Here is a 13,884-nt window from a genome sequence, read left to right as displayed (position 1 = left end):
TTGAGGTTGAGAGTCAAGCTTTGCGGCCCAGCATGCGAGTCAGGGTCGCGTCACGGTCGATGAAATGATGCTTGAGCGCGGCAAGGGCATGCAGCACGGCAAAAATCACCAGCCCCCAAGCCAGCCACAAATGAACCACACCCGCCACATCTGCCTGGTCAGGCAGGTCGCTGATCAGTGCCGGCACTTCGAACAGGCCGAACACCGGAATGCCGACGCCGTCGGCGGTGGAAATCAGGTAACCGGCAGCCATCACCGCAAACAGACCAAGGTACAGGGCCAGGTGGCCCAGCTTGGCCGCCAGGCGTGTGATTGCGCCGTGGTTGGTGGGTGCCGGTGGTGGCGGGCTGATGAAACGCCAGACTACCCGCAGCAGCATCACCGCCAGCAGCACCAGGCCGATGCTCTTGTGCAGGTCCGGGCCAGCTTTGCGCCAAGGGCTGTAGTAGTCGAGGCCGACCATCCACAAGCCCAGGCCGAACAGGCCGAAAACTGCCAGCGCCACGCCCCAGTGCAGGATGATGCTGACCACGCCGTAGCGAGAAGGTGAATTGCGCAGTTGCATGTTGCGTGTTTCCCCGTGAAAGCTATGCACAGACTAACGCGTAACGTATCGAAGAAAAGCGGAAAAAATTGCTTTGGATTATCGAGGAATCCGATATTTATTCTGTTAGCTGACCATTAAGAAAACATTAACGATAGTCGGAGAGTTCGGGTTGCAGTGTCGGCCCTTAGGCTGCGAACAGGCCGACACTGTCGATCGATCAGCCCGCCTTGGCCTGGGTATTGGTTACAGCCTTCTTCGCAGGCTCCGACTTGGCTGTCGCCTTCTTCGTCTCGGCAGGCTTGTGGGCTGGCTTGTGCGCGGGCGCATGCTTGGCGGGAGCGGCTTTGGTTGCCGCAGGCTTGGCGGCCGCTTCCTTGGCTACAGGCGCAGGCGCGGCAGGAGCCGGAGCCGCCTGTGGAGCGGGCGCAGGTGCAGGCGCCACTTCCTCAGCCTTGGCTATTGGCTCAGCCTTCATCTCTGGCGTTTGCGCCCCACCAAACAGGCGCTTGAAGAAGCCTGGCTTGTCCTGCTTGGCCTCTTCGGCCTGCTTAAGTTCAGCTTTGGCCGGCGCCTTGTCAGCTTTGTCGCCCTTGTCGGACGAACCGCCGAACATATTGGAGAAGAATCCGCCCTTGCTCTCCTTGGCGGCCACCGCACCTGCCGCCGCCGCAACCGGCAGCGCCTTGGCCGGGTCGAACGACTTGCCGGCCAACAGGTCCTGTGCCTGGCTGGCCGCACGCTGGCCACTGCGCAGGGCGCCTTCCAGAGTGCCCGGATACAGGGCATCCGTGTGCTCACCGGCAAAGGTAATGCGCTGCACCGGACGTTCCCACAGGCGCCAGTATTTGCTGATCTGCCCCGGACCGTAGGCCAGGTAGGCACCACCCGTGCCAGCGTCCGCGCTGTATCGCTTGACCTCGTAACCGGTGAAAGCACCACGGGCCTGTGGGTAGAACGCATGCAGACGGATCAACACCTGGTCGACCATCTGCTTTTCACCAAACGCCTGCAGCAGGCGAGCGTTATCGCCAGACAGGTTGATCACCACATTGGCACCACCCTTGAGCGCCGGTTCGACCCACAGCATGCCGAGGCCGGCGTTACTGAAGATTTCGCCCGACATGCGTGCGCGGCTTTCCCATACGGGTTTCTTGAACTTGAGCATGATCTGGTCGCGCCAACCATAGTTGGTGCCCTTGAGCGCCGCCAGGTGTTGGCTGTCCAGGCCAGGGGTCATCTGAATCTTGGCCAGCGCGCGCAGGGGCACAGCCATGACCAGATAATCCGCCTTGTAGCCGACGCTGCCGACTTTTACCGTGACACCATCCTTGTCCTGGACAATGGCGGTAACCGGCGAGCTGGTCTTGATGGTTTTCAACTGCTTGACGAAAGCCTGGGCCAGCACCGGGCTGCCACCGGGCAGGCGCGCGGCGCGCAGGTCGCGGTCGCTGACGCCGCGGTACACGCGGTTCTGCTGGGCGAAGTACAGCAGCGACAGGCGCGACGGTTCATCGTAGCGGGTGCGGATCTGCTGATTGATCAACTGACGGGCGGTGGCCGGCAGTTGCAGTTTGTCCAGCCAGGTGGAGACGTTGATCTGGTCAAGGGCGAACAGCGTGCTGGTTGCCTGCGGGTTCAGCGGGTCATCGATCGAACGGGCCAGGTCATCAAGGGTTTTCTCGTAACGCTTGAGCGCCTCAGCAGTGGCCGGTTGCTTGGTGGCCAGGTCGCTGGCGCTGAAGTATTCGCCGTCAATCAAGTAACCCGGGGTACGCACGAACTCGGGCGCCGGCAGTGTTTCAAGCTTGAAACGGTCGAGGTACTGGTTGAGCACCGGCTGTGCCTTGGCGTTGCCGATCCACTCGCTGGTGGCCAGGCCCGAACGCCCGCCCATGCCCGCCTTGGCCTCCAGCAGGGTCACCTGCCAGCCTTTGTTCTGCAGCTCGTAGGCTGCCGTCAGGCCTGCCAGGCCACCCCCCACGACAATCGCCGTGGGCGTCTTGTCTTTTGCCAGCGCAGCGCCGCTGGACACACCAATCAATACCAACGCGCACAGGCGCACCCAAGCAGCAGCCATGTCGGCGAACTCCGAGTCAGAGGTTACAGAAACGGGGAGAGGCAGGAATGCCCCGGGAAGATGCGTTAAGAATACGTCAGGTCCGGTCACCCTGCCAGCGCAGTGACATCAAGTCCTTTTGGCAACTGACATTTTTGCCAGTAGCCACGTCACAGGGTGGTAGGCGAAGCTGGCGAAGATGGCCAAAAGCCCGCCAGGGGGGGCTGCGCATGATCTTCGAGGAGCGTTTCAACCAAGTGGAGCGGCAGCTTCTGTTACACAGGCAGACACTTCGCACAGCCTCAGGCCTGAGCTTCCACGCCAGCAGCACGTCCTGGATCGGCTTTCACGAAGCCTTCAAGGGCGAGGACGGTACCGAGCTGGTCATTGGTGAACACAGCGAAATTTCGATTGCGTTCGCTCAAGAGGTCGAGTCCCTGCGGCTGGAATACTACGTAGTCAGCGACTTTCTGAGCGAAGACCTGCACATGTTGTTCGATGCCGAGAACATCGACTATGACCTGGTTGCGCCATCCCCTCGCATTTTTTACTGGCTCACCCTCGAAGGTAGCGGCTTCCGGGACGCTCGCCCGGGCCCGATCGCTACACACCCCTACTACCAGGTGATTGACGGCCCCTTTCGGCGCCTGACCATCTCCACCTCGCACGCCGGCACCGTGCATATCCGCAAGCTGGAATGGACCGGCACCCACCGCCATTGAACGGCAGCGGTTGTCCTGCCCTGCGGCATTGCTTAGGCTTACGCGGTCGAACCACGCCGCAAAGCCAGGAGAAGTGCCCATGGGCCTCAATGATCAGTGGATGCAACGCGACCTCAAGGTCCTGTGGCACCCCTGTACCCAGATGAAAGACCACGAGCAGCTGCCGCTGATCCCGATCAAGCGCGGCGAAGGCGTGTGGCTGGAAGACTTCGAGGGCAAACGCTATCTGGATGCGGTGAGCAGTTGGTGGGTCAACGTCTTCGGCCATGCCAACCCGCGCATCAACCAGCGCATCAAGGACCAGGTCGACCAGCTCGAGCACGTGATCCTGGCCGGTTTCAGTCATCAGCCAGTGATCGAGCTGTCCGAGCGCCTGGTCGCCATGACCCCGGCCGGTCTCGACCGGGTGTTCTATGCCGACAATGGCTCGTCGTGCATCGAGGTGGCGCTGAAGATGAGCTTCCACTACTGGCAGAACATCGGCAAACCGGACAAGAAGCGCTTCGTCACCCTGACCAACAGCTATCACGGCGAAACCATTGCCGCCATGTCGGTGGGTGATGTGCCGCTGTTCACCGAAACCTACAAGGCGCTGCTGCTCGACACCCTCAAGGTGCCAAGCCCTGACTGCTACCTGCGCCCCGAGGGCATGAGCTGGGAAGAGCACTCGCGCAACATGTTCCAGGCCATGGAGCAGACCCTGGCCGAACACCACGCCTCGATCAGCGCCGTGATCGTCGAGCCGCTGATACAGGGTGCCGGTGGCATGCGCATGTACCACCCGGTGTACCTCAAGTTGTTGCGCGAGGCCTGCGACCGCTACGACGTGCATCTGATCCATGACGAGATCGCCGTGGGCTTCGGCCGCACCGGCACGATGTTCGCCTGCGAGCAAGCCGGCATCCGCCCGGATTTCCTGTGCCTGTCCAAGGCCCTGACCGGCGGCTACCTGCCGCTGGCCGCCTGCCTGACCACCGACAAGGTGTACCAGGCGTTCTACGACGACTACCCGACACTGCGCGCGTTCCTGCACTCGCACAGCTACACCGGCAACCCGCTGGCGTGCGCTGCAGCGCTGGCGACCCTGGATATCTTCGAGCAGGACAACGTGATCGAGGCCAACAAGGCCCTGGCCACGCGCATGGCCACAGCCACTGCACATTTGGCCGATCATGCTCATGTTGCCGAAATACGCCAGACTGGCATGGCCCTGGCCATCGAAATGGTTCAAGACAAGGCAGGCAAGGTGGCCTACCCCTGGCAGGAGCGCCGTGGCCTGAAGGTGTTCGAGCACGCCCTGACCCGCGGCGCCCTGCTGCGACCGCTGGGCAGCGTGGTGTATTTCCTGCCGCCGTACGTGATCACCCCCGAGCAGATCGACTTCCTTGCCGAAGTGGCCAGCGAAGGCATCGATATCGCCACCCGCGACAGCGTCAGTGTCGCAGTGCCGGCCAACTTCCACCCCGACTTCCGCGACCCGGGCTAGGCCCGGCAATTCGCCACACCACTTTTCCTGTGGGAGCGGGCGAGCCCGCGAACAAGGGCGAAGCCCTTGCCAGGCACCGCGGCGCCTGATTCGCGGGCACGCCCGCTCCCACAGGGGATCTGCGTCTCTCTATTTACCGAGCAAACCCATGAGACTGTCCCGCTTCTTCATCGACGCCCCCCTGAGCCTTGGCGAGCACGACCTGCCCGAGGCCCAGGCCCATTACATTGGCCGCGTGCTGCGCATGGCACCCGGCGACGCCGTGCAGCTGTTCGATGGCAGCGGCCAGGAATTCCGTGGTCAGTTGCTCGAGGTGGGCAAGAAAACTGTCCGCGTCAGCCTTGACCAGGCCTTTGCCGGCCAGGCCGATTCACCGCTGCATGTGCACCTGGGCCAGGGCCTCTCCCGTGGCGAGCGCATGGACTGGGCGATCCAGAAGGCCACCGAACTTGGCGCCAACGAAATCACCCCGATCGTCAGCGAACGCTGCGAAGTGCGCCTGAAAGACGAACGCGCCGACAAGCGCCTGGCCCACTGGCGCCAAGTGGCGATCAGCGCCTGTGAACAATGCGGGCGTTCTACCTTGCCAGTCATTCACCCACCCGTGCCCCTGGCGGAATGGTTGAGCAGCACCAAGGCTGACCTGAAACTGGTCCTGCACCCGGTGGCCGAGCCGCTCACCAGCCATGAAAAGCCCGCAACACTGGCCTTCGTGATCGGCCCCGAAGGCGGCCTTAGCGAGGCCGAAGTCGAGCAGGCCAAAGCCGCCGGCTTCCACGCAGCACGCCTTGGCCCGCGCGTGCTGCGCACCGAGACCGCGCCGGTGGTGGCGCTGTCGGTGGCACAGCAGTTGTGGGGCGATTTTTAACTAGCGCACGTAGAACGACACCGCCACGAAGTGCATCAGGCTGCCAGCGATCACGAACAGGTGCCAGATGCCATGCCAATGGCGGAAACGGCTGTCGAAGGCGAAGAAAATGATGCCGACGGTGTAGAACACGCCGCCGGCAGCCAGCCAGGCGAAGCCTGCAGTGCCCAGCGAGTTCAGCAGTGGTTTGACTGCCACCAGCACGATCCAGCCCATCACTGCGTAGATGATGATCGACAGGATACGCGCCTCGGAGCGCGGCTTGATCTCTTGCAACATGCCGATGATCGCCAGCCCCCAGACCACACCGAACAGGCTCCATCCCCAAGGGCCGCGCAGGCTGACCAGGCAAAACGGCGTGTAGCTGCCGGCAATCAGCAGATAGATCGACAGGTGGTCGAGCTTGCGCATGATCACTTTCGCCCGCCCACGGGTGCTGTGGTACAGGGTGGAGATGCTGTACAGCAACAGCAGCGTGCCGCCGTAGATGGAGAAGCTGACGATCTTCCACGGGTCGCCTTGCAGGCCCGCGACCACGATCAGCCAGATGGCACCAATAGCAGCGAGGACGGCACCGACCAGGTGGGTCCAGGCGTTGAAGCGTTCACCGTAATACATGCAAACACAGACCTCCTGAGGTGGGCTGGGTTCCTGTTGTGATGTTGATGACCCCTTCGCGGGTAAACCCGCTCCTACAACTGAGCGCGCAGCCATTGTAGGAGCGGGTTTACCCGCGAAGAGGCCCTGCGCCTCACATCCTAACCAAGGTCAGGTTGCAGATCCGCGTCACGCACCAGCCTTTCCAAGGCGACCAGGTCCGGTACCCGCGCCACCTGCTCACCCACCTGCACCGCCGCCAGCTCCAACCTGCCCAGCGCCACATCCACGTAGTTCAGCTGGCTGTCGAGCTTGCACGAGCGCGGAATGTCCTGCAGCAACAGCGCCAGGTACCGCAAGCCGGTATCGCCCAAAGCATTGAGCACCACCACGCGAGCCCGCTCCCCGCACGGCGTCTCACCACCGCACGCGGCCTCGAAACCGATCAACGGCAGGCGTTGCTGACGCCAGTCAATCCACCCCAGGTGCCAGGCGGGGTCGCCATGCTGGCACACCAGGTTACGCTGCCCGCTCAACTCGGCCACCGCCACGTTGGGCAACACCAGCGTGCGGTCCCCCAACGGTAGCAACAGCCCGGTCAGGCTGCTGCGCTGGCCGGAAATCAGTTCAAGCATGGGCCTGGCTCCAATGGGCGATGCTCTGCAACAGCAGCGACTCCTGGTACGGCTTGCCCAGGTATTCGTTGACGCCGATGGCCATGGCGCGGTCCCGGTGCTTCTGCCCGGTACGCGAGGTGATCATGATGATCGGCAAGTCTTTCAACCGTGCGTCACGGCGGATGCGTGTGGCCACCTCGAAGCCGTCCATGCGCGGCATTTCGATGTCCAGCAACAACACGTCGGGCCGGTGCTCTTCCAGCAGGGCCATGGCATCGACGCCATCCTTGGCCGTGAGCACGCTCATGCCGTGGCGCTCCAGCAGGCGGCTGGTCACCTTGCGTACGGTTACCGAATCGTCCACCACCATCACCAGCAAGGCACGGCGCGGTGCCGGGCCAAGCAACTGGCGTTGGCTACCGCCTCCGGGCAGGCGGGCCAGCCGTCGCTGCTGGCCGCGCAGCTGGCCCAGCAGGTCAAGAATCAGTACCACCCGGCCATCGCCCAGCAGTGTCGCCCCCGATAACCCGGCAACCGCGGCAAACTGCGGCCCCAGGCTTTTCACCACGATCTCACGGCTGGGCGACAGGTTGTCGGCCTGGATGGCGAACGACTGCTCCTTGGAATGCACCAGCAGCACCGGCAACGGCACACTTTGCCCCAGCAGCGCCGGGCGCGGCAGGCCTTGCAGCAACTCGCCCAGGTAGCGCAGCTCGTATTCGTGGCCGGCATAGACATAGCGCGGCGAGTCCAGCTGGTAGCACGCCGCAAGCTCGGCAGGTGGCACGCGGACGATGCCCTCGATGGTATTGAGCGGAATGGCGTATTGCTCTTCGCCCAGGTGCACCATCAGCGCACGGTTGATCGACACGGTGAACGGCAGGCGGATCAGGAAACGCGCCCCCTTGCCCGGCGCCGACTCGATACTCATCGAGCCACCCAGTTGCTTGACCTCCTCGTGCACCACATCCATGCCCAGCCCACGCCCGGAAATCTGGGTAATCTTTTCGGCGGTGGAAAAGCCTGGCCGCAGGATGAACTGCAGGATTTCGTGGTCACTCAACTGCGCCTGCGGGTCCAATAGGCCGCGCTTGATGGCCTTGCGCCGCACCGCTTCCAGTGGCACGCCAGCACCATCATCCGTCATTTCGATGACGATATCGGCGCCCTCATGCAGCAAATTCAGGTGAATGGTGCCCTGCTCCGGCTTGCCGGCGGCCAGGCGCATTGCGCGGCTTTCCAGGCCGTGGTCAACGGCGTTGCGCAGCATATGCTCCAGCGGCGCCACCATACGCTCCAGCACACTGCGGTCCAGTTCGCCCTCGGCATTGCCAACCACCAGTTCCACCTGCTTGCCCAGCTCGCTGGCCACCTGCCGCACCACGCGCTGCAAGCGCGGCACCAGGCGCTCGAACGGCACCATCAGGGTGGCAGTCAGGCCCTCCTGCAACTGGCTGTTCACCCGCGCCTGCTGCTGCAGCAGGCTGTAGGCCTCCTGAGCGCGCTGAGCCAGGGTCTCCTTCAGGTCCAGCAGGTCCGAGGCAGACTCGAAGAGGGCCCGTGACAGCTGCTGCAGCTGGGAGTGGCGGTCCATTTCCAGCGGGTCGAAGTCGTCATAGGCATCGCCTTCGAACTGCTGCCGGCTGGAGATTCGCCCCTGGGTCTCGACATCCAGACGCAGCAACTGATCACGCATGCGCTCGAGTGTGGTTTCCATTTCGTTGAGGGCGAACTGCGCGTCGTTGACCTGCTGCTCGATGCGCCCCCGGATGATCGAGTGCTCGCCGGCCAGGTTACCCAGGTCGTCGAGCAGCTCGGCGTCGACCTTGACCATGTCACCCGGTGCCCGCTCTGGTGCTGCTGCCGGAACTTCGGCGGTTGCAGCTTCTGGCGGCCCCTGGCCTGCGGCAGTGTCTGTCAGTGCGGCGCTGCTGAAGTTGCGAATGTAGTCGATCAGCGCCGTGGCGGCATGCAGCGGCTGCCCCAGGCGCACAGCGTCAAGCATATGCGCCAGCCGGTCGTGGCAGTTCTGCAGCAGTGCGAACAGTGGCGCGCTTGGCGGCAATCTACCCGCAGCCAACAGCTCGTAGAGGAACTCCAGTTCGTGGGCCAGGTCGCCGATCGGGGTGATTTCGACCATGCGCGCCACGCCTTTGAGGGTGTGCAGGTCGCGCATCAGGTTGTCCACCTCGACGCTGCTGCGCGGGTCGGCCTGCCAGCGCGCCAGAGCCGCCGCGGCGCTCTCGACGATGTCCGAGCTTTCTTCCAGGAACACTTCCAGCAGCTCTTCGCCGGGGCTTTCCGGCTCCTCGGCAAGCGGCTCTGCCACCTGCGGCTGCAACGGCGGGTGCGGCAGCCCCAAGGTATCGGCCAGGTCCATGTCCGGGTGCAGCGGTGTGACCGTATCGATGCCCACCAGGCCGGTGGCATCCGGCGCCAGGGCCTGGTCCAGCAGGTTGCGCAGGCTGTCGACCAGCTCCGGGCGCGGTGGAATATCCTGCCCGGCCGCCACTTCGTCCAGCATGTCCAGCAAGGCCTCATGGGCCCGCTGGGCCTGGCTGAAGAAGCGGGAATCGGCAGGCAGGCTGCCCTCCTCCACCGCGCCATACAGGTCCAGCAACGCCTCGCACACCTCATCCATCTGCCACAGGTCGGCCAGGTGCGCGGCGTGCCCCAAGGTGGTCATCTGGTCGAGCAGGTTATCCAGTGCGTCACGCTGGGCGGGCTGTTGCTGCCAGCGCGACAACAACGTCTCTGCATCGAGCAGAATGTCCATGGCCTGCGCCAGGAAGCTGGCGACCAACTGCGGATCACGCTTGCTGCGGCCGGCAGGGTGCGAGTCTTCATGCAGACTGGCCAGGCGGCCGTCCACGGCCTGGCCCACCTGCTCGATCAGTTCCGCGGCGCCGGGAATGGCGGCCAGCGGTGTGCTATCGAGTTGCGCCAAGCCCAGATGGAACAACGACCGCGCAGCTTCCAGCCACTCCATCTCGGCCATTTGCAGTGGCAGTTGATGACCCTTGTATTCACGGGCCAGGCGGTCGAAGGCGGTGGCCAGTTCGGCGACCGGCATCACCCCGGCCATGGCGGCACTGCCTTTGAGCGTGTGCAAGGCACGCTGCAAGTCATCGCTGACCGGCGTGTCGTGGCCACCGGCGCTTTGCAGATAAACCTCAAGGCTGGCCAGATGGCCCTGCGCCTCGGTACGAAAAATGCCCAGCAACTGCGGATCGAGGCCATCGACACCGGCAGCCGCCGGGGCATCGTTTTCGGCCAGGCTGTGCAGGTGCCCGGCCAATTGCTCGATTTCAGTCAGTTGCGGCAACTGGCCGGCGGCAAAGTCGGCCAGCAAGTCAGGCAGGTGAACGAACACCTGCTGCAGCGCTACAACCCCTTCCGGGGTGAGCACGCTGCGGCCCTCGAGCACCCGGTTCAGCAGGTGCTCGGCGCCCCAGGCCAGTTCAGCCACCGCCTCGGCATGCACCATGCGGCCACTGCCTTTGAGTGTATGCAGCGCGCGACGCACTTCGCCCAGCGCCTCGCGCTGCTGGTTGTCGGCACGCCAGCGAAGCCAGTGGCGCTCGATTTCCGGCAGCAGCTCGCCCGCTTCATCAAGGAACACCTCGCGAAGCTCGTCATCGATGCCGTCGCCACTGCCGTCCAGGTCTGCGCTGGCCCCAACTACCGCGCACTGCACACCCAGCGCCGCCAAGCTGGCCCGCGCCATCTCGATAAAGGGTTGGCCATCGGCCAGCGGGTCGGCCGCCCGCCATTGCAGGTAGCATTCGGCAGCGCTCAGCGCCTCAGCCAAGTGCGTCAGCTCATCAACCGGCGGCTCTTCCTCCAGGTGCTGCAACCAACGCTGCACATAGCTTGCGCAGCCGACAAACAGCTCGGCCACGGCGGGCAGCATCAACATGGCCAGTGCCCCGCGGATCTGCTGCAACAGCCCCGGCAAGGGTTGCAGGCGTTGCCGGGGCCAGTCGGACTCCAGGTAATCGCCGATCAGATCCTTGGCCTGCTGCAACACGTTCAGCGCTTCATGCAGCACCAGCTGGCGTATCTCCGCCAGGTCCGAGCCTGGCAGGCTGCCTTGGCCGCTTTCCTCCAAAGGGCCGACCATGCCGTTCAGGGAGGCCTCCACGTACAGCAGGGCCCCCGCCACGTCCATCAACACCGCGTCGTCCACCGCCCGCTCGCCCTGAGCCAATGCCTGCAACGCCAACACCTGGTCGATGATCACCCGCCGCGGTTGCTGAAAGCCCAGTACCGCCAGGGTGTCAGCCACGTGGCGCAACGGTGCCAGCAGCGCATCGAGCTGCTCGCTGTGCTGACGGTCGCCGCGGCCGTACTGGTCCAGGCGCTCCTTGATGCGCATCAAGTCGTCGCACAGTGCAGTCACCACCGAACGCAGCGCATCGCGCCCTGACCCGGCCTGCAGCTGGTCACGCCAGTTGCCCAGCGACAGGTCGAGGTTGGCAAGGTCATCGTCACCCGCAAAGCGTTGGGCGGCACCGGTCATCAGGCTGGCCTGGGCCAGCGGTTCCTCCCCACGGCAGGCACGCAGCTGGTTGAGCAACGGCAGCATGACCAGTGGCAGGTCGTGGCGGGCACCGCGCAACCGCTCCAGGTACGAGGGCAACTGCTCCAGGCCGCGGAACAATGCGCCCAGGCAATCACCCCGGGGGCTGACCTGGCCGTCGGCCAATGCCTTGGCGAACAGCTCCAGCTCCTCGGCCAGGCGCGTGGCGCCGCGCAGTTCGAGCATGCGCAGGCAGCCGTGCACCTGGTGCAGGTTATCGACCACAAAAGCCATCATCGACAGGTCACCCGTCTCGCCGGCAAAGCGCTCCAGCGCCTGCCGTGCCTGGCCCAGGCAATCGAGGATGGCGGCCTTGGTCCAGGCCAGCGCCACTGTTTCGTGACGCTCGGGGCTTACTGCAGAAGCCATGGTCACTATTCCTTAACGCGGCTCGGTCGGTGGTGGCAGGGTGAAACCGGACACCGAACGGCGCATCTCGCTGGCCATGCGGGCCAAGTGGCGGATGCTGTCGGCGGTGGCACCGGAGCCGGCAGAGGTTTGCGCGGTAATCTGCTGGATCACCGCCATGGTGTGGGAGATCTGCCCGGCCGACGAGGTCTGCAACTGGGCAGCGTCGGAGATGCTGTGGATAAGGTCGGCGAGGTTCTGCGATACCCCTTCGATCTCGGCCAGCGCCACCCCGGCATCCTGGGCCAGGCGTGCACCACGCACCACTTCGGCAGTGGTCTGCTCCATGGAGATCACCGCTTCGTTGGTATCGGCCTGGATGGTACGCACCAGCGCCTCGATCTGGCGGGTGGCAGACGATGAGCGCTCAGCCAGGCGCTGCACCTCGTCGGCAACCACGGCAAATCCGCGGCCGGCCTCACCGGCCAGCGAGGCCTGGATAGCGGCGTTCAGGGCAAGAATGTTGGTCTGGTCGGCAATGTCGTCGATCAGGCTGACGATATCGCCGATTTCCTGTGAGGACTCGCCCAGGCGCTTGATCCGCTTGGCGGTGTCCTGGATCTGCTCGCGAATGTTGTCCATGCCGTTGATGGTGTTGTGCACCACCTCGTTGCCCTTGTTGGCGATGGCCACCGAACGCTCGGCCACCTTGGCCGATTCGTAAGCATGCGCCGAAACCCGATCGATCGACTCGACCATGTCACCCACCGCCTCGGACGCCTCGCTGATCTGTGCAGCCTGGTGCTCGGAGGCCTTGGCCAGCTGCCGCGCAGTGTTCTGCGTGTCCTGCACGGCGGCAGCGACCTGCATTGCACTGTGGTTGATGGTGGCGACCAGGTCGCGCAACTGGTCCACGGAATAGTTGATCGAGTCGGCAATGGCGCCGGTAAAGTCTTCAGTCACCGATACGGTCACCGTCAGGTCGCCATCTGCCAGCTCTTCGATTTCGTCGAGCAGGCGCATGATGGCCTGCTGGTTGCGTTCGTTCTTTTCTGCGGTCTCGCGCAGTTGGCGGTTGGTGGTGCGCACCATGACCAGGCCGATGAGGATGATCGAGGCCAGCGCCAGCAGCCCCAGGGCATAGCCGCCAACGGTGTCGAGGGTGCGCCCGCCAGCCAGGTTCTCGAAACCGTTCGCCAGGTGCGACGCTTCGTCGAGCAGGGTTTGCGAAAGGCTGAAGATGTTGCCCGCAGCCTCCCGCACACGGAACAGTTCGGGCGAGGTTTCGAGGATTTCATCCACCGAACCGGCAACAAACTGGAACAACTCGGCGATTTCGGCCAGCCGCGCACGCGCGTCGGCGTCCTCGACGCGGGTTATCTGGATTGTCGCATTGCCATTGAGCATGCCCTCCAGCACCTGGCCAAAGCGCCCGGCGTCACGGCCGAAGGCATCGGCCGCCTGGGCGGCGCTGTCGTCACCGGCCAGCACGGTGTTGACCGAGCCAAGGATACGTTCGGCCAGCAACAGCTGGCGCTGGGCCACCGCAACCTGATTGGCCGGGGCACCGCTCTGCAGCAGGATCTCGACCACTTTTTCGTATTCCACCTGCAACTGCGGCACGGTCTCGGCCAGGGTCGCTGCCACCTGGTGCAGCGACAGCACGGTCTGCTCGCTGGCCAGGATGATGTCGGTGTTCTTGCGCAGGTTTTCCCAGTCGCGGCGTACCGATTCCATCTCGTCACGCACCGAAGGTGGCGCAGGCGGCAGGCCAGTGGACTTGTCACCCTGGCGCAGGTAGCCCCAGCGTCGTTCGAAATCATTGCGTGCATCCGACAGCAGCTTGAAAGCCAGGGCCTTGCCGGTGGCCGCCTCGGTGGCGTTCTTGGCGATACGCTGCGACAGCACGCGCAGCTCGCCGGCATGGCCGATGTACTGCTTGTCGTAGTTGGATTGGGTATTCAGGTAAGCAAAGTTGGCGAACAGCAAGATGATCGAAAGGATCAGGATCAGGAACAGCACGGTGATCTGCGCGATGCTGCGGGTACGTGGGCTCACGGT

General features: G+C 64.1%; 9 protein-coding genes. 3 read left to right on the top strand and 6 right to left on the bottom strand.

Annotation, left to right across the window (positions count from 1 at the left end; genetic code table 11):
* Positions 1-13 precede the first annotated feature (13 nt).
* Together AA098_RS02065 and AA098_RS02060 are read right to left on the bottom strand one after the other, a co-directional pair.
* On the bottom strand, positions 14-565 hold the full coding sequence (locus AA098_RS02065) for a cytochrome b (RefSeq protein ID WP_003249347.1): 552 nt from the start codon (positions 563-565) through the stop codon (positions 14-16).
* Between the two features lie 199 nt (positions 566-764).
* The gene (locus AA098_RS02060) at positions 765-2,624 is read right to left on the bottom strand and encodes a flavin monoamine oxidase family protein (RefSeq protein WP_064613772.1); all 1,860 of its coding nucleotides are present in this window, start codon (positions 2,622-2,624) and stop codon (positions 765-767) included.
* Between the two features lie 209 nt (positions 2,625-2,833).
* Between AA098_RS02060 and AA098_RS02055 the strand changes: the two genes are divergently transcribed.
* The 3 genes from AA098_RS02055 (at position 2,834) to AA098_RS02045 (ending at position 5,679) form a co-directional block, all read left to right on the top strand.
* The gene (locus tag AA098_RS02055) at positions 2,834-3,325 is read left to right on the top strand and encodes a hypothetical protein (protein WP_003249344.1); all 492 of its coding nucleotides are present in this window, start codon (positions 2,834-2,836) and stop codon (positions 3,323-3,325) included.
* Between the two features lie 79 nt (positions 3,326-3,404).
* Positions 3,405-4,811: an adenosylmethionine--8-amino-7-oxononanoate transaminase gene (locus AA098_RS02050; RefSeq protein WP_003249342.1), complete on the top strand. Its 1,407-nt coding sequence runs from the start codon at positions 3,405-3,407 to the stop codon at positions 4,809-4,811.
* 148 nt (positions 4,812-4,959) lie between these two features.
* The gene (locus AA098_RS02045; RefSeq protein ID WP_003249340.1) at positions 4,960-5,679 is read left to right on the top strand and encodes a 16S rRNA (uracil(1498)-N(3))-methyltransferase; all 720 of its coding nucleotides are present in this window, start codon (positions 4,960-4,962) and stop codon (positions 5,677-5,679) included.
* On the opposite strand, the gene AA098_RS02040 is transcribed toward AA098_RS02045, so the two are convergent.
* The 4 genes from AA098_RS02040 to AA098_RS02025 form a co-directional block, all read right to left on the bottom strand.
* The gene (locus AA098_RS02040) at positions 5,680-6,297 is read right to left on the bottom strand and encodes a hemolysin III family protein (RefSeq protein WP_003249338.1); all 618 of its coding nucleotides are present in this window, start codon (positions 6,295-6,297) and stop codon (positions 5,680-5,682) included.
* Positions 6,298-6,437: 140 nt separating this feature from the next.
* On the bottom strand, positions 6,438-6,911 hold the full coding sequence (locus AA098_RS02035) for a chemotaxis protein CheW (RefSeq protein WP_003249336.1): 474 nt from the start codon (positions 6,909-6,911) through the stop codon (positions 6,438-6,440).
* Positions 6,904-11,844 carry an Hpt domain-containing protein gene (locus tag AA098_RS02030; protein ID WP_064613771.1) on the bottom strand — a complete coding sequence of 1,647 codons (4,941 nt, stop codon included), beginning with the start codon at positions 11,842-11,844 and terminating at the stop codon, positions 6,904-6,906. Before AA098_RS02030 ends, AA098_RS02035 begins: the two co-directional genes overlap by 8 nt.
* 12 nt (positions 11,845-11,856) lie before the next feature.
* Entirely contained in the window at positions 11,857-13,881 is a 2,025-nt protein-coding gene (locus tag AA098_RS02025) for a methyl-accepting chemotaxis protein (RefSeq protein ID WP_223817433.1), read from the bottom strand.
* Between the last annotated feature and the right edge of the window lie 3 nt (positions 13,882-13,884).

Origin of the sequence: Pseudomonas sp. JY-Q, from assembly GCF_001655295.1 — a bacterium.
Lineage (GTDB): Bacteria > Pseudomonadota > Gammaproteobacteria > Pseudomonadales > Pseudomonadaceae > Aquipseudomonas > Aquipseudomonas alloputida.
Note: the sequence above shows the minus strand (reverse complement) of the source record. Positions and strands in the feature narration are given on the sequence as shown.

What these genes read in the sequence shown, in the direction of transcription:
- AA098_RS02055 (WP_003249344.1), top strand. Translation starts at nt 2,834, where the DNA reads ATGATCTTCGAGGAGCGTTTCAACCAAGTGGAGCGGCAGCTTCTGTTA.
- AA098_RS02045 (WP_003249340.1), top strand. Translation starts at nt 4,960, where the DNA reads ATGAGACTGTCCCGCTTCTTCATCGACGCCCCCCTGAGCCTTGGCGAG.
- AA098_RS02030 (WP_064613771.1), bottom strand. Translation starts at nt 11,844, where the DNA reads ATGGCTTCTGCAGTAAGCCCCGAGCGTCACGAAACAGTGGCGCTGGCC.
- AA098_RS02035 (WP_003249336.1), bottom strand. Translation starts at nt 6,911, where the DNA reads ATGCTTGAACTGATTTCCGGCCAGCGCAGCAGCCTGACCGGGCTGTTG.
- AA098_RS02040 (WP_003249338.1), bottom strand. Translation starts at nt 6,297, where the DNA reads ATGTATTACGGTGAACGCTTCAACGCCTGGACCCACCTGGTCGGTGCC.
- AA098_RS02050 (WP_003249342.1), top strand. Translation starts at nt 3,405, where the DNA reads ATGGGCCTCAATGATCAGTGGATGCAACGCGACCTCAAGGTCCTGTGG.
- AA098_RS02060 (WP_064613772.1), bottom strand. Translation starts at nt 2,624, where the DNA reads ATGGCTGCTGCTTGGGTGCGCCTGTGCGCGTTGGTATTGATTGGTGTG.
- AA098_RS02065 (WP_003249347.1), bottom strand. Translation starts at nt 565, where the DNA reads ATGCAACTGCGCAATTCACCTTCTCGCTACGGCGTGGTCAGCATCATC.